Below are 17,405 nucleotides of genomic sequence, written 5' to 3' on the forward strand. Positions count from 1 at the left end.
AACTAACCTCAATGACTAAAACCATATTCCTTTCTCTAATTTTTATTTTCAACTTATATTTTACCCAGAGTAAAAATAAAAACAATTATTTACCACCTGAAAAACTGGAAATGATTTTAGGGCAAAACTTTTTACTTACTACCTATTATGCCCTTCGTTATCCTGAAAAAGGATTTAGTTTTAATCATCCTATCGGTTCTGCAAAGATTTATGAAGAATACCTGTTGGAAAAGAACCCTAAAGACGCAAAAAAACTACTCGCAGAAATACATTTTAACAAATTAGGAAAATTAAATAGTGTACAACAGTATTCTGACAGATTCCGTTCAATAATCATATATAATGAAAATGCTCTTATTTCTCATATAATAAATTATTATGAGGACTACGACGCTGTAACTGAATATACATATGATAATATTGGTAACCTGAAAAGTAAATATGAGTACAATAGAACAGATGGAAACCTTGATTTTAGAAATTATACTGAATATCAATATCATATTGAAAACAGCAATATAATTGTGCAGGTATACATCATTGAAAAAAGAACAGGATTAAATATTGAAAAAAGAAAACTCACTTTTGACAAACAGCAGAGAATGACCAAAGAAGAGAGAGCTTTACACATTCCCAATAAGTCTGAACTAAAATATGAAAGGATCTTCTATTATGGCAACTCAAAGTTTCCTGAAAAAGTAACAAAAAAAGAAACCCATAATTTTGTTGGAAATAATAAGGAAACTGAAGTCTTTGAATATAATGATAATGGAGATCTTATTTATAATTCCTTAGATTCTGAACCACTAAAATTCTCTTCCGTAGATAAAACAATTTTTAACTCAAAAAATCAGGCAGAAAGAATAACAATAACAAAAAATTACAGCAACAGCCTGAAAGAGAGCCCGATCAATGAAAACAAAACGCATCATCTGCTTTCATATGATGATTCCGGGTATATTACTTATGATAAAGAAATACGGAATGAAGGTGATAATGTCTTTACAAAAAGCACCTATCAGTTTGATAAACATAAGAACTGGATTGAACTTCTAATCCAGGAGCATATTTATCTTACAACATATGAAAAAAAAGATAATGAATCCTTTGACTCCAACACTCAATACAAAAGAGAAATCAGTTACTCCGATTTTGAAGAACTATATACATCAAAACTTGTTGATACTCAAGCAAGCGAACAATTAAAAAAAGAATACCTTACCAAAAGTAAATTTCACGAAAAGACAGAAATCATATACCATTGATTTCTTCTCTATTTTGTTCAATTCTTTATAAAAAAAACAAATCAATAAAATCTCCCTATTTTTGGGAGATTTTTATTATACAATGAAACCAAAAGCTTTATTCAACTGGAGCAGCGGAAAAGATTCTGCCCTTGCCCTTTACAAAATACTGCAGGAGGATCAATATGAGATCTCGACACTGCTTACCAGCATCAATGAGGAATTTCAAAGGATTTCCATGCATGGGGTACCTATTTCCCTTTTAGAAAAACAGGCTGAAAGTCTGGGAATTCCATTGATTAAAATGGAGCTTCCTAAAGAACCATCCATGGAAGAGTATCAGGAAATCATGAATAAAACGATGGCTGAAATTCAGTCTCAGGGTATTACACATTCCGTTTTCGGGGATATTTTCCTGGAAGATCTGAGAAAATACAGAGAAGACCAACTAAATGCTATCGGTATGAAAGCCGTATTTCCGCTTTGGAAACAAAATACATCCAACCTCATCCGGGAATTTTTAGAACTTGATTTTAAGACTATTGTAACCTGTGTGAACGGATCTTACCTGGATAAAAGTTTTGCAGGGCGTATTATTGATGAGAAATTCATTGATGATCTTCCCGGAAATGTAGATCCGTGCGGAGAAAACGGAGAGTTCCATACTTTCACTTTTGATGGCCCTATTTTCAAAAAACCGGTTCAGTTTGAAATCGGAGAAACGGTAAAGAAAACCTATCCTAAACCTAAAACTGCTCCTGAAGAAGAAAGTGGAGAATATATTTTCTGGTTTTGTGATCTGCTACTAAAATAAGCCTGTAGATTAATATCCACAGGCTTTAATGTATTATTTTAATGGAGCTATTCCGTTCATGATTTCAAATACCATGTGAATATCTTTTTCACTGGTCATCCAGTTGACAAAAGCGGCTCTTATTCCTTTATGGTTATTATAAAATGTAGGAGTCATGAAGACTTTCCCTGTATCATTAACTTTTTCAAGAAATGCATCTACCTCATCCTGTCTTGTTTCATCTTTTAATGTAAAGCAGACCGTATTCAATCTTACCGGGGCCAGGAGTTTAAAATCATTACTGTTTTCAATCAGATTTCCCAACAGCTGTGCCCATGATATATTTTTATCTACAATTTCCTGATATCCCTTTTTACCATAAGCCATAAGAGAGAACCAGGCCGGCAATGCTTTCAGCCTTCTTGAATTTTCAGGAAGAAAGTTTAAATAATTGAAGTTTTCCATAGGGTCTCCAAGATAAGGAGCATTTGAATTTTGAAAAGTTTCAATCTGCAGAACCTTGTATTGCTCTTTGATCAGAAAGACCGCACTCTCATAAGGGACATTCATCCATTTGTGACAGTCTACTGTAATACTGTCCGCAAACTCCCAGTTCTCTATCAGATGTCTGTGGGTTTCTGAACAGGCAGCAAAACCACCGAAAGCAGCATCAATATGCCACCAGAAGTTATATTTTTCTTTTAACTTACTGATTGCCTTAAAATCATCAAAATCCACCGTATTTACAGTTCCTCCGCTTGAAATTAAGATAAACGGCTCACCGTTAAGCTTCTGTATATTTTCTTCAAGATCCTGAATGCAGATAGATTCTCTGTTTCCTTCCTGAATTTTAATCCGAACGATATTATTACTGCCTAAGCCCAAAAGTGCCAATGACTTTATTGAAGATGAATGAGGAGTAGCACCCAACACTTTTATGCTTCCGGAAACCCCTTCTCTGGCTATATCTCTTCCCAGTTCTTTTCCCAGCCATTGACGGGCAACAGCCAGACAGGTAAAATTAGACATCGTAGCACCTGTTACAAAACCTCCCATGAAATTTCCCGGAAGCTGAAGGAGGTCCAGCAAAAGTTGTATAGCTTCGACTTCTATGATTCCTGAAATATCCCCCTGACCTTTCATAGTCTGTGTATTCTGATCATAAACAGATGCAAGCCAATCTCCTGCAACCGATGCCGGAGTGGCGCCGCCTGTTACAAATCCCCAGTATCTCGGTCCCGAGGAAGCAACCATTATCGGTTCAAATTTTTCATTGAAAACCTTCAGCGCTTTTTCTGTCCCCAATCCTGATTCCGGCAACTCCTGTTTTTCGGCCGGGTGGTGGAGAACTATGGATGTAGGCCTCTCTTCTATGGTGTCTAAATATGCTGTTCCCTGTTCTTTTATGAGATTAAGTAAATGTCCGATGTTTTTCGAATCGTTTTTCAAATGTTCATTCATAGTTTTTGTGACAAATTATATTCAAAAGTATTAAAAGAGATCCATAAAACGATATTGAACGGATGTAAAAACCCTTTCTAGCACACAATTTGCTTCCTTTAATCCTCTTTTTGATATTTTAGTATCTTTAAGAGTATAATCAACATTAAAAAATAACACCTGTGATCAAAAATTTAATATTCCTGTCCCTTTTCTGTTTAATGTTTTCCTGTACAACTGAAACGCTGGCGCCAAAAGTATCTCCTGTTGATAAAAAAACAATTATTGATTCTACCATTGCTGCTTTTCAGAAAACACTTTTGGAACAGCAGATTGATTCTACTTTTAAAAAGTATCATTTTAATGGAAGCATCGCCGTCTTTAAAGATTCTATACCCCTTTACAGAAGAGAAAACGGCTATTCTGATTTTAAGAGAAAGATTAAAATTGACAGCAATACTATTTTTGCCATAGGATCTGTAAGCAAACAATTCACCGCTGTTCTGATCCTGCTTCAGATGGAACAGGGAAAACTCCATGTAACAGATAAAGTTTCAAAATACCTGAAAGAATTCCAGATTAAAGAATATGAAAACATAACAATCCATCAGTTATTAAATCATACTTCAGGATTGAATATGACAGGTGGAAAGCTGATGTTTAAAAGCGGATCGGATTTCTTCTACTCCAACGACGGCTTCAATACTCTTGGAAAAATTGTGGAAAAAGTATCGGGTAAATCTTATGATGAAAATGCCCAGGAACTTTTCAAAAAGGCAGGGATGACGCATTCTTCGACGGAAAATAATTTTAAAGGAAATAATTTTGCCAGTGCCTATATTGGTACACCTGCCAAATTTCAGGAAGTTCCCAACATGCCGAAAAGGTTAGGCGGCCAGGAAATCGGAACTCCTGCAGGGGGAATATTATCTACCGTTCAGGATCTTCATTCATGGAACAATGCACTGTACAGTGGAAAAATCTTAAAACCGGAAACTCTTAAACTCTTTATGGCTAAAAGCGCAGAAAGACACCACGCCATCTTTGGGAAAATGGGGTATGCCTATGGAATTATGCTGAATATCGGCCAGCCCAGTTCTTATTTTCACAGCGGCTACGTAAAGGGCTCTCCTTCTCTTAATATTTATTATCCGGATACAAAAACATCTGTCATTATTTTATCCAATATAGCAGATGAAGAAAAAGGAAAAGGAGCCATCTTCAGACCTCATATTGAAGTAAAAAAGATCACGGATCATCTTGAAAATACACTTTCACAGCTTAGATCAAAGCATTAGCGTCTTATGAGTTTATTACCTATACCGGCTTCAGAAACTCCTGCATTTTTACAAGATTCTTTTTATGTTCAATAAAATTAAATAAGGCAAAGGTAAGGGCGGTCTGCAGTATAAAAGGGAGAATCAACGTAATCAAGCCTGTCAAAACATCATGATGATTTTGTTCCCTGATCAACTGATAGGCATAAGATCCGCTCTTTGATGCCACTTGTGTCATAGAGCTGGCACATACAACCATCAATCCCAGATTTTGCTGATACATTGTGTAAAGACATTTCCCTCTGTATTTAAAATCTGCTTTTAAGTATTTCCAGATTTTATAATTAAAAACCCAGATTAATATTGTCATTACTACAAATGATCCGTTCAGTAATCTGAAAAAGACTGTATATTCCTCCTTACTTCCCGCTATCAATAATAACAACAAATTAATTACTGAAGCCAGCAATCCTACCATCAGTGATTTTTTAAAAAGTCCATTGTATCTCTCCTGAATAATTCTTTTGGCAATCAAAGGAATTTTAGCGGGATAAAACAACACGTAATTAACCATTGCAAACTCTCCATTCCAGGATTCTTTTATCTTCAGAAAAGCAGCTTCAAAATCCAGATTTTCATTGAACTGAAGCTCTGAGATCTGGCTGATCATATGATCTCTGATTTCTACCAGAATATCCAATGAAAGTTGCTGAGCGATCAGATACTCTGTAATTTTACTTTCCTGTAGTTCGGTTATCATATATTGAATATTGCTTGAAGGTTGAGTAAATAACTTTTCATTTCAGTCTCTTTTTCTGCCTGCTGCTTCTTTCCTTTTTCAGTCAGCAGGTAATATTTCCGGTCTCTTCCGTTAATCTTCTGAATTTCGGAGGTGATCATTCCATCACTTTCCAGTTTGTGCAGTAATGGATAAAGTGCACCTTCCGTCATTTCAAGCTCACCCTGAGTCAGTTCTTTGGCTCTTTGGGTGATCTGATAGCCATACATTTTAACTTCCTTTGAAAGGAGCTTTAAAATAATATTCTGCAGGGTACCTTTGTAAAGACTATTCTTTTTCATGAAATGATTTATATATATTGCAAACTTATGCATAATTTTCTTATGTATATAGATTTACTGTAAAATTTTTAGTTTTACTTATGAAAAAAATGTACTTCATAGCGATTTATCCTCCACAACAGATTATTGAAGAAGTAAAAATCTTTAAAACAGATCTGGCTATTCACTATGACAATTCCAAAGCTTTGCAGAATGAAGCTCACATTACTCTTCTGCCACCTTTTTCAAGAGAATTTGAACTGGAAGATGATATTCACACTGCTTTTCAGAAAATCAATACAGATATCACTCCTTTTGAGATAGAACTGGATGGATTCGGAAGCTTTTCCAATCCTAAAAATCCCGTGCTTTATATTCATCCAAAAGAAAATTTACATTTAAAAGAACTTTATCACAGGATAAAAGACCATTTTGATTTTGGCCAATATTCTTTTAATCCACATATGACTGTTGGATACAGAAATTTAACCTGGGAGAATTATCTCAAGGCCTGGGAAAAATATAAAACCAAGGAATACAAAACGAAATTCTTAGTTGATAAAATACTGCTCTTGCGTCATGATGGACAATGGGTTCCTATTGCAGAAAAGAAGCTTGAAAAATAAAACCGGCTTGTGCAGCCGGTTTCACTTAATTATTCTTTTATAATTTTCTGAGAAATAATCAGATTTTTATTTTCCTTTACATTCAACAGATATGTACCTGCAGGAAAGTTCTTAATATCAACCCTTATTGCAGAATCTTTCAGTTCAAATCTGGATGGAATCAGTTTTCCTGAAGCATCGTAAACTTCAACATTTATATTTTTTGCAAACTCCTGTTTTCCTTTAATGAAAAATTCTCCGTCCGTCGGATTTGGATAGATACTGAAACGTCTCTCTTCAGCTTTTACTTCTGAAATCTTGAGAGTTGATTTATTCAGCGTCCAGGAAACATTGGTAACATGAAGCGTGCTGTGATTGTCAACTTTCAAAAGCGGATTATTATCCACTACAGAAAATGTCAAAGTATTATTTCCGCTGTTGAGTTGTGCCGGAGTAACCGTAATACTATTTCCAGTGGCTCCCAGAGCAGTACCATTTAATGTCCAGGTGTTGACCAATGTATTGGGTACAGGAAGAATTTCGTTGACCGTGAAAGTAATATTGGAAGTAGCATCAACAGAAGTATTGTTTCCCGGAGTATAAGAATCTACAGGAGAAACCAAGCTGTGGATTCTTTCAATAATTGCCTCTTTACATACGGAGCAAAACTGCTGATTAAGATACCTCATCTCACAACTCTGATGCGGCCGGAACCAGGTTGGGCTTTCCGCATGGGGGTACACTCCTACTCCATTCAATCCTACCCAATTTTTCCATTTGATCGTTGCAGGGTTTGAATTCTGTGTTTTATTAGGGGACTCCAGTGAACCTGAGAACCAATATTCGTCAGCCAGTTTCCCAAACGAATGCCCCAGCTCATGCACTACAATTTCATTCGAAGAGCCATTTAATGAAGCAAAAGCATACGTACCACCACAGCCTCCGTATTCAGTAGAATTACCCAATACATAGGTAATATCATAATCAGGGATATTAGCGGCCAGAACCTGTCCTACTTTATTGGTTGTATTACTGTATATACATCTGTGAACTCCTACATCGAAAGTAGATCCGAGGTAGTTATCAGGGTTAGTCACAGGAATTACAGGCTCTGTGACATCAGTCGCTGTTCCCGGATGCTTTACTCCGGATTCTGTAGAAACCACTTTTACAGCATAGGCATTAAAATAATTTTTATATTCTGTATAGGGGCTTTTTGTAAAGAGATAATTGACAGTATTCTGAGCTGATGTCGTAAAAGCAGTTTGTTGTGCTGCAGTAAACCCATCTCCCAAAACTGCGATAACAATACGCTTACTGTTATCTCCGTTCTGTAAAAGGGAAACAGTCTCGAATGTCTGGGCAAAACAGCAGCTACCTACCAAAAGGGATAATAAAGTTTTTTTCATTGTTATAGTTTTTGTGTGAATATTAGTTGTACACCATCATCAGTTGCTTTTTCAACTTTTACAGACTGCACATTTCCAGCATAAGAAAACCGTAGACTGAACTCAGTGCTCTGAAGAGAAGCTTTATGTCTTGAAATCCCTTCTTTTTCATATACTTCCAGTTCCGGATTAAAAGGATCCTTTACCAGCTGCTTCCCTACTTCTTTACCATCAGAACCTGCCAGTGTAATAATAAGATCTCCTCTGTGAATTTCGTTTCTTTCAAAAGATGGGACATGTTTCAGTCTTCCGTCTGTAATTTTAGTGCTCTGAAGGAAAATCTTGGGATTTCCTGACTGATCTTTATCGGCCCTGAAAAACAAATAAATAATCCGGTCGTTTTTCGCAGCCACAATTTTTGAACCTCTGTTTAGGGGTACATTATTTTCTTTCTGAAAACTACACAACAGAAAGACAGGAACAATGAGTGCATGTAATACATTTTTCATAATCATTTTTATTTAAAGGTACTAAAGTTTTAGAAATAAATAAAAATCACTGAAGATACTTTTTTATACTGGCAACATAGAAAGTCCTATCTTTGGAGCAATGATTTCAGAGAAAATAATTTTAGGAATTGACCCGGGAACAACGGTAATGGGATTTGGCATCATCTCCGTAAAGAAAGGAAAAATGGAGATGGTCTCTATCCATGAACTTATTTTGAAAAAATATCCTAATCACGAGACTAAGCTCAAATACATTTTTGAAAGAACCTTATCTCTTATTGATGAATTCCATCCGGACGAAGTAGCTCTGGAAGCTCCGTTCTATGGAAAAAATGTACAGAGTATGCTAAAACTAGGACGTGCACAGGGAGTTGCCATGGCCGCCAGCCTTTACAGAAATATTCCCATTACTGAGTACTCTCCCAAAAAAATAAAAATGGCGATCACCGGAAACGGAAACGCCAGTAAGGAACAGGTAGCCGGAATGCTGCAGAATCTTCTTAAGTTAAAGGAATTCCCAACAAAATATTTAGATGCCTCTGATGGTCTTGCTGTTGCAGTATGCCATCATTTCAATTCCGGAGCCATTACTGATACTAAATCCTATTCAGGCTGGGAAAGCTTTTTGAAGCAGAACCCGGATCGATTGAAATAGTTTTCATATTCACATTGAAAATTTCTATAAAGTAAAATTAACCGCCTTAAAAACAGTATTTTATACAAACAGGCATAATTACTTGGTAAAACATAATACTATCTTTTACATTGGTATGATTTTTAGTATTACCTTTGTATAAATTTTCAGGTATGAAAACAAACCAACAAACTATAAATCAAGGGACTCATAAAATAAACTGGTTCCAAAAATTCCTGATGGTCTGTTCCGGAGGAAATATTCACATCTTAAGAAAGACTCCAAGCGAATGGAATAAATTTTCCGGAATTGGAGGAATTGTACTTTTCACTGCAGTATTTGCGACTTTATCTGCAGGCTATGCCATGTATACGGTATTTGATAATATCTGGGCATCTGTAGGTTTTGGAATTCTCTGGGGATTGATGATCTTCAATCTTGACCGTTATATTGTTTCTTCCATTAAGAAAACCGGAACGTGGTGGAATCAGGTTCTGATGGCCATTCCCCGTCTTATTCTTGCTACATTTTTAGGAATCATTATTTCTAAACCTTTAGAGCTTAAAATTTTTGAAAAAGAAGTAAACAAACAGCTGAATACGATTATCCAAAGAAATAAAAAGCAACTTCAGGGAGAAATGAATGGAAGGATTCTTCAGCAGAGCGGTCCTTTTGAGACTGAAAAACAACAGATTTCAGGAAAAATTGCCCAGTATCAGAAAGCATATGATTCCGCTTCGGTAGAGCTTGAAAAAGAAATTCTGGGAAAACAATCCGGCTTAACCAGTGGAAAAGAAGGTTACGGTCCAAACGCCAAGCGTAAACAGGAATTGAAAGAGCAGCGCAGGCAGGACCTTGAGAACTTCCAAAAACAGTCAGCTCCACGACTGGAATACCTCGATAAAGAAATATCCAAGGTATATACCAACCTGGAAACAGAAAGAAAATCCACAGAAACTTTTGAAGATAAATTTAATGGATTTGCAGCAAGGCTTCAGGCATTGGATGAGCTTGGTAAAAATTCTGCTATCATAGGACTTGCAGCCACTTTTATCATGGGATTGTTTATCTGTCTTGAAATCTCTCCGGTGCTGGTAAAATTAATTTCTCACATAGGTCCATATGATTATCTTTTAGAAAAAACAGAAAAGGATTTCAGGTTATACTCCAAAGAAAAAATTGAAAAAGGAAATGCTCTGACAGACTTCAGAATCGAAGATTTCAAAGATCATTTAAAAAAATAAAACAGTACCTGCTATCTCTAAAGATTAGAGAAAAAATCTATAATAATATAAATTTCAATAAATAAAATCTAACCTTTTACACTGCTGTAAAAGGTTTTTCTTTTATTTAAGTATTTTATGCGAAATATTTTCTAATTTTATACTACTTAAAATCTTTATTATCATGAAAAACTTATTTTTTGTATGTACGCTGCTGATATGCAGTGCATTTGCTCCTACACTAAAAGCTCAGGCATCAGATCCATATTTGGGACAAATTGCTTTTGTTCCTTATAATTTTGCCCCGAAAAACTGGGCAGAATGCAACGGACAACTTCTTCCTATCGCTCAAAACCAGGCTCTTTTTGCTCTTCTAGGGACTACTTACGGAGGAAACGGAACAACTACATTTGCCTTACCCGATATGAGGGGAAGGGTACTTGTACATAACGGCCAGGCTCCCGGAGGCCCTACAACATATACCATGGGCCAAATCGGAGGAACAGAAAGTGTGACATTAACGGTAACACAAATACCACCACACAATCACACGGTAAATGCCGTAACCGCTGATGGGAATCAAAATTCCCCAACCAACAGTCTTCCTGCTGACACCAAAATTCTTGACAAAGAATATTCTGATGCTGCAGCCAATACCACAATGAAAAGTACAATGGTGAATAATACGGGAGGAGGTCAGCCTCACGAAAACAGACCCCCGTTTATAACCTTGAAATGTATTATTTCATTGGTAGGAGTCTTTCCAACCCAAAACTAATTATTATGAAAATTCTTTACTTAGTAGGTCTCGCTCTCGGAAGCTCAGCTTTTGCGCAGACGATAACTTTTACCGGATGTTCTAATCTGTTTAGCAGTCCTCCCAATACGTATACATTTAATAAAACCGGAGTAGATACTTTTAATAAAAACATCTATATGACCACTCCTATTGATGGTGGACAGGATTGTAGCGGACTGGGAACCTGTGAGTTCAAAATTCAGTGGAACAATGCTCTTACAAGGTGGGAATTTCTTGGTGATGAAGGAAATGGAACATTTACCACTCCCTCTTTACTTTATTATAATTCGACAGGAAATAATGCACTTCCTATTCCCCCAGGCAATACTGTGGGAACGTGGGTAGAAAATACAGCTGTTACAAATGGACAATGCGGAGGAAATCTCACTGCAGGAAATTCCACCATGACAGGTGATGTACAGACTACAACATTGGGAACTTCAGAGCTTGCTAAAAATAAAATCCAGATCTTCCCTAATCCGGTGATCGATTTTATCCGTATTTCGGGTATTGATGACGGACTGTCTGTTCAGATTTATAATATTGATGGACGCCTGGTAAAATCTGAAGCATTTGATTCAAAAATTGATGTTTCACAACTTGCTCCTGGTGGGTATATTTTAAAGATAAGTACCAGAAATTTTCAGACTCACCAGTTTAAATTCGTGAAAAAATAAATTACTTTTAAAGAATAAAAACATTTAAAGCTTTCGGAAATACCGGAAGCTTTATTTTTTTAGAAGGAATATTTTTTGCATGAACCGGAGTATGCCATCAAGTGTTGTAAACCATTTCATTTATATCCCTGAAACTGAAATATTGAGAATTATATATCAGTCAGGAGCGGTTTATGACTATCTGAAGGTTCCTGCTGATATTGTTCAAAAATTTGGAAAAGCAAGATCTAAAGGGCAATTCCTGAATAAAGTTATCAAGCCCAGATTCAAATATATAAAGGTTAAATAAAAAATGTCTCCATTGGAATGGAGACATTTTTGAATATTTTAGTCTTATAAAGAATAATTCGGAGCTTCCTGTGTAATAATCACATCGTGCGGGTGGGATTCTTTCAATCCGCTTCCGGTAATCATGACCAGTTTAGAATCTTTCTGAAGTGTTTCAATATCTTTTGCACCACAGTATCCCATACCTGCTCTCAGACCTCCTGTCAGCTGAAAAATTACATCTTCCAATTTTCCTTTATGCGGAACTCTTCCTTCAATTCCTTCCGGAACAAATTTCTTAGCTTCACTCTGGAAATATCTTTCTTTACCTCCTCTCTTCATTGCTGAAAGGCTACCCATCCCTTGATAAGATTTGAATTTTCTTCCCTGGAAGATAATTTCTTCTCCCGGTGCTTCGTCGGTTCCTGCTAAAAGCGAACCCAGCATTACTGCACCTGCTCCACTAGCAATCGCTTTAACAATATCTCCTGAAAGTTTGATACCTCCGTCAGCAATTACCGTGACATTTTGAGACTTGGCATATTCGTAAACATTATAAATAGCGGATAACTGAGGTACTCCTACTCCTGCAACCACTCTGGTTGTACAGATAGAACCTGGTCCCACTCCTACTTTCAGCACATTAGCTCCTGCTTCAATAAGATCTTTAGCTGCCTCGGCAGTTACAATATTCCCTCCTACAACATCAAGATTCGGATATGCTTTTCTGATTTCTGAGATTTTGTCTAAAACTCCTTTAGAATGACCATGTGCAGAATCGATTGCTACGATATCAACACCTGCCTGTACCAAAGCTTCAATTCTCGCCAGCGTATCTTCTCCTACTCCTACTCCTGCTCCTACGATAAGACGTCCATTCTCATCCTTATTGGCATTAGGATATTCCAATTGATTATCAATATCCTTGATGGTAATTAAACCTACAAGTTTATTATCTTTATCTACAATAGGAAGTTTTTCAACCCTGTTCTTAAGAAGGATTTCTTTAGCTTTTTCAAGATTGGTATCTTTATCTGAAGTGATCAGATTATCTTTGGTCATGATCTCTTCCACTTTCATATCAAGATTTTCCTGATACTTTACATCTCTGTTGGTAATAATTCCGATCAGAACATTATCAGCATCCACTACCGGTAAGCCAGAAATTTTGAATTTAGCCATCATTTCTTTAGCCTGTCCTAAAGTATGGTCTTTAGATAAAGTTACCGGATCCGAAATCATTCCGTTTTCGGAACGTTTCACACGGTTTACCTGAGCAGCCTGCTCAGCAATCGGCATGTTTTTGTGAATAAAGCCTAACCCTCCCACTCTCGCTAAAGCAATAGCCAGATCAGCTTCAGTAACAGTGTCCATCGCAGCGGAAACTATCGGAACATTCAGCGTGATTTTGTCGGTAAGTCTTGATTTTAATGAAACCTGGTTAGGTAAAACTTCTGAATAAGAAGGGACTAGAAGAACGTCATCGAAAGTGATGGCTGTCTCTACAATTTTGTTATGAATAGACATCTTTACTTTCTTTGCAAAATTAGGTTATTTTAACGAGATATGAAAATCCTTTATGATAGTTTAAATAAAATTTAATAATCAATAACTTAAATCGAAAAAACCGTTCTTTTATCAGAACGGTTACGGTACAAAATAATTGAATATGTAGAAACTACTTGTTATATATTATAATTTTTGATTAAAAGCCTACTTAATAACCTTACCATTTTCATCCAGATTTTCAATGTGTGTCTGGTTATTTTTATCGACATATACTTGTAATCTTACTTTTCCTTTACTGTCACGGATAAAAATACCCACATCTCCATTAGCTGTCTTACCCGCAAATAAACGTTCATTGGTTAATCTTCCCTGTTCCCTGAGTTTTGCATATGCTTTTTTGCTTGCAACGGGATCATTTAATTTTTTCAAAGAATCCTCAAACTTAATCATTGCTTCCAGTGGAAAATCATCAGGCCGGTCCCAGAGTTTCAAGCCATATACTCTTTTTTTATCATTCCCTGCTGATTCGGAATATTGCAGCTGCATGATCTGATCGGTCTTCCTCTGATCTACAGAATACACCATTCCCGATTCTTTTTCATTACCATCATATACAAGACCTCCACATTCGTCTCCCAAAGCGTTGAAGAAAATAATTCCTGCAGCTCTTTCACGAGGTTTTAACGCTTTATGATTTACCAATCCGGGATGCTGACGTTCTTTGTTACTGATCACCATTTTTAATGTTCCATCTTTCTCTACGACATTGATGCGCTCTACATCTATTTCTTTAAAACGTTCGTTGGAAGACTGATTTTTAAATGCGAGAAAGAAAAACATAGCACACAGTACAGTAAGTACAACGGCATAGATTTTAAGGATCCTGACTTCTCTCATTAATTTTTCCATGTTCAGACAGTTTAGAGATTTATACGTTGATTATTGGGTAGAAACAGAGTTGATCATCTTTGAGATATCATTTGCTGTAAAATTTCCTTTTACATCTACAAACACCATTTCATTGGCATTGGAACCTACGGTAAGCAGCATATTTTTAATAACATCTCCATCCTGCTTTACCATTATATTGATATGATCTCCATCATGTTTTATGGTTGCCCATTCTTCATAATGATGATTATTCAGATATTGGACATAGTCGTTGAGCATTTGCTGACTTCCGTTGGTAACCGTAAGCAGCTTTATTTTTGAAGCCTTCCTGATCAGACTTATCATCTCTTCACTTTCTCCGTCCTCCCTCAGAGCCTTTTTAATATATGATTTGGCAAGAACCATCGGAACATTAATACTTGCAAACTGAGCTCCTTTAAAATCATATTTTGAATTCTGAAAAAAATCAATATTAGGCTTTTCCGAAACGATACACGACTGCAGCATACCTATGGTCAGAATAACGAGGAAAATGTTTTTAAGAGTTTTCATGGTTGGGCTTATTATTTGATCTGTCTGAAACTTCCTCCTGAAACTTTATCTACCTTTGCATCCAGTTCCGGATTTCCTTTCAGCTTCACAGATGCTCCTGATGAAACACTTACTTTTAGTTTATCGGTAACCAGCAAAGAAAGACTTGCTCCAGAAGTAGATTCTGCCACAGCCGTTGCAATCTTAAGGTCATCTGCCTTACAGGAAGCCCCACTGCTTGCATCAATTACGGCAGAATTTGTGGCTCCGGATAAGCTTATGCTGGCTCCGCTTGAAGCATCCAATACCAGTTTATCGGCTTTAATTTCAGCATTCAAAACGGAACCGGAGTTCACTGCAACAGCTGCTGCCTGTCTCACATTGAATGTCCCTTTAATAATGGAACCTGATCCCGCATCAATCTCCATACTGTTTTCTGTAACAGGATTCACTGCTGTAAAAACACTTCCCGATGAAGTCTTAATCCCATAAAGATTAGGTGCTGAAACATTCACATTAAGGTTTCTAAATCTAAGATTACGTACTCCTTTATTATCAACATATATCTTTAAAACTCCATTTTCCACTCTGGTAATCACATATTGAAGCTTGTCTGCATCTGCAATGACTTTTACACTTCTCGGATTTTCCTGCTTAAAAGTAACATTCACTCCTACACTAGCATCTATTCTTGAGAACTCCCCTACATTTCTGCTGTCACCATTTAAATAGGAAGAGGTGTTATCTGACGTAAGGCTGCTTCTCATGGAAGAGGTAACAGATGATGTTGCTGTTTCACCGGAATTGATGATTTTGTTTACATCAGACAGTTTCATTTTTCCATTAAGAATAAAAATAATATTCTCTTCCTTTGAGTCAACGTTGAACACAAGATTTTCCAGATAATTATCTTTTTCATCTTCAGCAAGAAACTTCATAGAAGTTCCTTCACTGTTCATGGACATCAGCTCATTGAAATTAAGAGACCTTAAAGCTTTGTTCACTCTATCCGTTTTCTCCTCATTCATCTTTATATTGGCCAGGTTTTCATCTTTAAGACGATCCGGAAAAGTAATTTTGGGGATAATCAGGATCTTAAGGCCATCTACTTCATTCAAAATAGGTTTTATTTTCCCTACATAGGCATCATTCACATCAATGGTGTTCAATAGTTTGAACATCGGTTTTTTGATATTGATAGAGGTTACTCCTCCGTTTTTTTCAAAATCCTGAAAAAGCTTATCCAGTTTATCAGTCTGTGCAGAATAGGTTGCAAAACTGCTTAACATTATGGCTATTATAAAAAATATTTTTTTCATGGGATTGATCTGATTTTTAGTATTCGCTGTCAAGATTTTCATTTTTCTGAGAAGATGCTACTGTTTTTTTAAATTCATTTCCTAATTTCATAAAGGAATATTTGGCAACATCTATGGCTTCTTTTTCACTGCTGATTCTTTTTCCGTTGACAATTACATAAGAGTCATTATAAGCTGTCGTAGAATCATTTACACTTCTGTTACCGGAGGCATTGCTGACATATCTGGGCCTTGTTTCCTTTTTAAGTCTTCCTCTTTTGGGTAAAATGTCATCCATTACATCTTTTTCTGCCACCTGGTTTTCCTGAAATACAGAATCTTTCTTCGCACCGGAAATAGAATCTGTATGGTTAACAGCTACCTGCTCCTGGTGATCACTGTTTTCTTCAATAAACCCTGATTTCTGCTTCAGGATTTCATCCTTTACCAATTTTTCCCTATCCTGAACGTCCGTATTATAGGTATTCAGGAAAAAACCGATACTGAAAACCAGTATTACGCCGGCGGCCATCCAGAACCATTTGGGAAAGGAGGGTTTCTTTTTTCCATCCAATGGAATAACAGGTGCAATATCCTGTTCAGGTTCCGCACCTTCTGTAGTCTGAAGAAAGTCTTCAAAGCTCCAGTCCATTTTTTCTTCCCTGATCTCCTGGAAGATTTCGTTGTATTTATCTTGTAATTGATCTTTTTTCATAGCTCATCAGTTGTGAGATTTGTTCTTTTACTTTTTGTCTCGCACGCATCAGGTTTACCCTTACTGCATTTTCCTCCATTTCCAGCATTTCAGAAATTTCGGAAACATCATATTCTTCTACATCTTTCAAGTGGATGACCATCTTCTGTTTTTCAGGGAGCTGATTGATAAATCCTACAATATGTTCCTTAAGGTTATCAACTTCCATACTGTAAAGCTCCGAGCGATGAAGCTGCATATCCGCAAAGCCGATCTTTACATCGTGATGCTTCAGCCGGTTCAGGCATTCGTTCCGGACAGACTTCAGCGCATAGGATTTAAAATTCCCGAACTGCTCAAGCTCATCCCTCTTCTGCCAAAACTTCATCATGAGATCCTGTACAACATCTTCTGCTTCATCACTGCTCATGACAAACCGTTTCGCAAAACGATACATCTCGTCTTTGAGAATAAACACCGTATTCTTGAAAGTTTCTTGGGTCATGAGTTTTGTTTCTTATAGGTAAGACAACTGCCGTTACATATCTATTACATCAAAAATAAAAA

Annotated in this window: 20 protein-coding genes; 9 read left to right on the top strand and 11 right to left on the bottom strand. The window is 36.5% G+C overall.

The annotated features are described in order from the left end of the window. The first annotated feature begins 11 nt into the window (after nt 1–11). Nucleotides 12–1,265, top strand: a complete 1,254-nt coding sequence (locus CRS_RS18835) for a hypothetical protein (protein ID WP_142725506.1) — start codon at nt 12–14, stop codon at nt 1,263–1,265. 82 nt (nt 1,266–1,347) lie between these two features. Then, entirely contained in the window at nt 1,348–2,058 is a 711-nt protein-coding gene (locus CRS_RS18840; RefSeq protein ID WP_142725507.1) for a diphthine--ammonia ligase, read from the top strand. Between the two features lie 33 nt (nt 2,059–2,091). Here the strand turns inward: CRS_RS18840 and CRS_RS18845 are convergent, their stop codons facing one another. After that, nucleotides 2,092–3,498 (bottom strand): pyridoxal-dependent decarboxylase, encoded by a 1,407-nt coding sequence (locus CRS_RS18845; protein WP_142725508.1) that lies wholly within the window; start codon nt 3,496–3,498, stop codon nt 2,092–2,094. A 161-nt stretch (nt 3,499–3,659) separates the two neighbouring features. Here CRS_RS18845 and CRS_RS18850 point away from each other — a divergent pair, with 161 nt between their 5' ends. Then, nucleotides 3,660–4,775: a serine hydrolase gene (locus tag CRS_RS18850; protein WP_142725509.1), complete on the top strand. Its 1,116-nt coding sequence runs from the start codon at nt 3,660–3,662 to the stop codon at nt 4,773–4,775. 19 nt (nt 4,776–4,794) lie between these two features. On the opposite strand, the gene CRS_RS18855 is transcribed toward CRS_RS18850, so the two are convergent. Then, nucleotides 4,795–5,514 (bottom strand): hypothetical protein, encoded by a 720-nt coding sequence (locus CRS_RS18855; protein WP_142725510.1) that lies wholly within the window; start codon nt 5,512–5,514, stop codon nt 4,795–4,797. Further along, nucleotides 5,511–5,834 (bottom strand): PadR family transcriptional regulator, encoded by a 324-nt coding sequence (locus CRS_RS18860; RefSeq protein WP_142725511.1) that lies wholly within the window; start codon nt 5,832–5,834, stop codon nt 5,511–5,513. The genes CRS_RS18855 and CRS_RS18860 overlap by 4 nt, the downstream gene beginning before the upstream one ends. An 80-nt stretch (nt 5,835–5,914) precedes the next feature. Here CRS_RS18860 and CRS_RS18865 point away from each other — a divergent pair, with 80 nt between their 5' ends. Then, nucleotides 5,915–6,439, top strand: coding sequence for a 2'-5' RNA ligase family protein (locus CRS_RS18865; RefSeq protein WP_142725512.1), 525 nt, complete (start codon nt 5,915–5,917; stop codon nt 6,437–6,439). 29 nt (nt 6,440–6,468) lie between these two features. Here CRS_RS18865 and CRS_RS18870 read toward each other — a convergent pair whose 3' ends face one another. Together CRS_RS18870 and CRS_RS18875 are read right to left on the bottom strand one after the other, a co-directional pair. Continuing rightward, nucleotides 6,469–7,827, bottom strand: coding sequence for a M64 family metallopeptidase (locus tag CRS_RS18870; protein ID WP_142725513.1), 1,359 nt, complete (start codon nt 7,825–7,827; stop codon nt 6,469–6,471). A gap of 2 nt (nt 7,828–7,829) precedes the next feature. Continuing rightward, nucleotides 7,830–8,315 carry a hypothetical protein gene (locus CRS_RS18875; protein ID WP_142725514.1) on the bottom strand — a complete coding sequence of 162 codons (486 nt, stop codon included), beginning with the start codon at nt 8,313–8,315 and terminating at the stop codon, nt 7,830–7,832. A gap of 100 nt (nt 8,316–8,415) precedes the next feature. Between CRS_RS18875 and ruvC the strand changes: the two genes are divergently transcribed. The 5 genes from ruvC to CRS_RS18900 all read left to right on the top strand — a co-directional run bounded on the left by ruvC (nt 8,416) and on the right by CRS_RS18900 (nt 11,937). Continuing rightward, entirely contained in the window at nt 8,416–8,970 is a 555-nt protein-coding gene (gene ruvC / locus CRS_RS18880) for a crossover junction endodeoxyribonuclease RuvC (RefSeq protein WP_142725515.1), read from the top strand. 152 nt (nt 8,971–9,122) lie between these two features. Continuing rightward, nucleotides 9,123–10,193: a DUF4407 domain-containing protein gene (locus tag CRS_RS18885; RefSeq protein WP_142725516.1), complete on the top strand. Its 1,071-nt coding sequence runs from the start codon at nt 9,123–9,125 to the stop codon at nt 10,191–10,193. Between the two features lie 163 nt (nt 10,194–10,356). Then, nucleotides 10,357–10,950, top strand: a complete 594-nt coding sequence (locus tag CRS_RS18890; RefSeq protein ID WP_142725517.1) for a phage tail protein — start codon at nt 10,357–10,359, stop codon at nt 10,948–10,950. Nucleotides 10,951–10,955: 5 nt separating this feature from the next. Continuing rightward, the gene (locus CRS_RS18895; protein WP_142725518.1) at nt 10,956–11,648 is read left to right on the top strand and encodes a T9SS type A sorting domain-containing protein; all 693 of its coding nucleotides are present in this window, start codon (nt 10,956–10,958) and stop codon (nt 11,646–11,648) included. Nucleotides 11,649–11,739: 91 nt separating this feature from the next. Then, nucleotides 11,740–11,937 carry a KTSC domain-containing protein gene (locus CRS_RS18900; protein WP_142725519.1) on the top strand — a complete coding sequence of 66 codons (198 nt, stop codon included), beginning with the start codon at nt 11,740–11,742 and terminating at the stop codon, nt 11,935–11,937. 44 nt (nt 11,938–11,981) lie between these two features. Here CRS_RS18900 and guaB read toward each other — a convergent pair whose 3' ends face one another. The 6 genes from guaB to CRS_RS18930 all read right to left on the bottom strand — a co-directional run bounded on the left by guaB (nt 11,982) and on the right by CRS_RS18930 (nt 17,343). After that, nucleotides 11,982–13,442: an IMP dehydrogenase gene (guaB, locus tag CRS_RS18905; RefSeq protein ID WP_142725520.1), complete on the bottom strand. Its 1,461-nt coding sequence runs from the start codon at nt 13,440–13,442 to the stop codon at nt 11,982–11,984. Between the two features lie 186 nt (nt 13,443–13,628). Next, the gene (locus CRS_RS18910) at nt 13,629–14,333 is read right to left on the bottom strand and encodes a hypothetical protein (RefSeq protein WP_142725521.1); all 705 of its coding nucleotides are present in this window, start codon (nt 14,331–14,333) and stop codon (nt 13,629–13,631) included. Nucleotides 14,334–14,363: 30 nt separating this feature from the next. After that, entirely contained in the window at nt 14,364–14,867 is a 504-nt protein-coding gene (locus tag CRS_RS18915) for a DUF4252 domain-containing protein (protein WP_142725522.1), read from the bottom strand. A gap of 11 nt (nt 14,868–14,878) precedes the next feature. After that, the gene (locus CRS_RS18920) at nt 14,879–16,165 is read right to left on the bottom strand and encodes a DUF4252 domain-containing protein (protein WP_228451295.1); all 1,287 of its coding nucleotides are present in this window, start codon (nt 16,163–16,165) and stop codon (nt 14,879–14,881) included. Nucleotides 16,166–16,181: 16 nt separating this feature from the next. Next, a complete protein-coding gene (locus CRS_RS18925) occupies nt 16,182–16,859 on the bottom strand; it encodes a hypothetical protein (protein ID WP_142725523.1) in 678 nt (225 codons plus the stop codon). Beyond that, the gene (locus CRS_RS18930) at nt 16,834–17,343 is read right to left on the bottom strand and encodes an RNA polymerase sigma factor (protein ID WP_002976192.1); all 510 of its coding nucleotides are present in this window, start codon (nt 17,341–17,343) and stop codon (nt 16,834–16,836) included. Before CRS_RS18930 ends, CRS_RS18925 begins: the two co-directional genes overlap by 26 nt. Between the last annotated feature and the right edge of the window lie 62 nt (nt 17,344–17,405).

Source organism: Chryseobacterium sp. ON_d1, from assembly GCF_006829085.1.
Taxonomy (GTDB): Bacteria; Bacteroidota; Bacteroidia; order Flavobacteriales; family Weeksellaceae; genus Chryseobacterium.

Coding starts and splice junctions, on each gene's coding strand:
- CRS_RS18865 (WP_142725512.1), top strand. CDS start 5,915: ATGAAAAAAATGTACTTCATAGCGATTTATCCTCCACAACAGATTATT.
- CRS_RS18885 (WP_142725516.1), top strand. CDS start 9,123: ATGAAAACAAACCAACAAACTATAAATCAAGGGACTCATAAAATAAAC.
- guaB (WP_142725520.1), bottom strand. CDS start 13,442: ATGTCTATTCATAACAAAATTGTAGAGACAGCCATCACTTTCGATGAC.
- CRS_RS18925 (WP_142725523.1), bottom strand. CDS start 16,859: ATGAAAAAAGATCAATTACAAGATAAATACAACGAAATCTTCCAGGAG.
- ruvC (WP_142725515.1), top strand. CDS start 8,416: ATGATTTCAGAGAAAATAATTTTAGGAATTGACCCGGGAACAACGGTA.
- CRS_RS18890 (WP_142725517.1), top strand. CDS start 10,357: ATGAAAAACTTATTTTTTGTATGTACGCTGCTGATATGCAGTGCATTT.
- CRS_RS18860 (WP_142725511.1), bottom strand. CDS start 5,834: ATGAAAAAGAATAGTCTTTACAAAGGTACCCTGCAGAATATTATTTTA.
- CRS_RS18900 (WP_142725519.1), top strand. CDS start 11,740: ATGCCATCAAGTGTTGTAAACCATTTCATTTATATCCCTGAAACTGAA.
- CRS_RS18855 (WP_142725510.1), bottom strand. CDS start 5,514: ATGATAACCGAACTACAGGAAAGTAAAATTACAGAGTATCTGATCGCT.
- CRS_RS18835 (WP_142725506.1), top strand. CDS start 12: ATGACTAAAACCATATTCCTTTCTCTAATTTTTATTTTCAACTTATAT.
- CRS_RS18875 (WP_142725514.1), bottom strand. CDS start 8,315: ATGAAAAATGTATTACATGCACTCATTGTTCCTGTCTTTCTGTTGTGT.
- CRS_RS18840 (WP_142725507.1), top strand. CDS start 1,348: ATGAAACCAAAAGCTTTATTCAACTGGAGCAGCGGAAAAGATTCTGCC.
- CRS_RS18870 (WP_142725513.1), bottom strand. CDS start 7,827: ATGAAAAAAACTTTATTATCCCTTTTGGTAGGTAGCTGCTGTTTTGCC.
- CRS_RS18915 (WP_142725522.1), bottom strand. CDS start 14,867: ATGAAAACTCTTAAAAACATTTTCCTCGTTATTCTGACCATAGGTATG.
- CRS_RS18845 (WP_142725508.1), bottom strand. CDS start 3,498: ATGAATGAACATTTGAAAAACGATTCGAAAAACATCGGACATTTACTT.
- CRS_RS18930 (WP_002976192.1), bottom strand. CDS start 17,343: ATGACCCAAGAAACTTTCAAGAATACGGTGTTTATTCTCAAAGACGAG.
- CRS_RS18895 (WP_142725518.1), top strand. CDS start 10,956: ATGAAAATTCTTTACTTAGTAGGTCTCGCTCTCGGAAGCTCAGCTTTT.
- CRS_RS18920 (WP_228451295.1), bottom strand. CDS start 16,165: ATGAAAAAAATATTTTTTATAATAGCCATAATGTTAAGCAGTTTTGCA.
- CRS_RS18910 (WP_142725521.1), bottom strand. CDS start 14,333: ATGGAAAAATTAATGAGAGAAGTCAGGATCCTTAAAATCTATGCCGTT.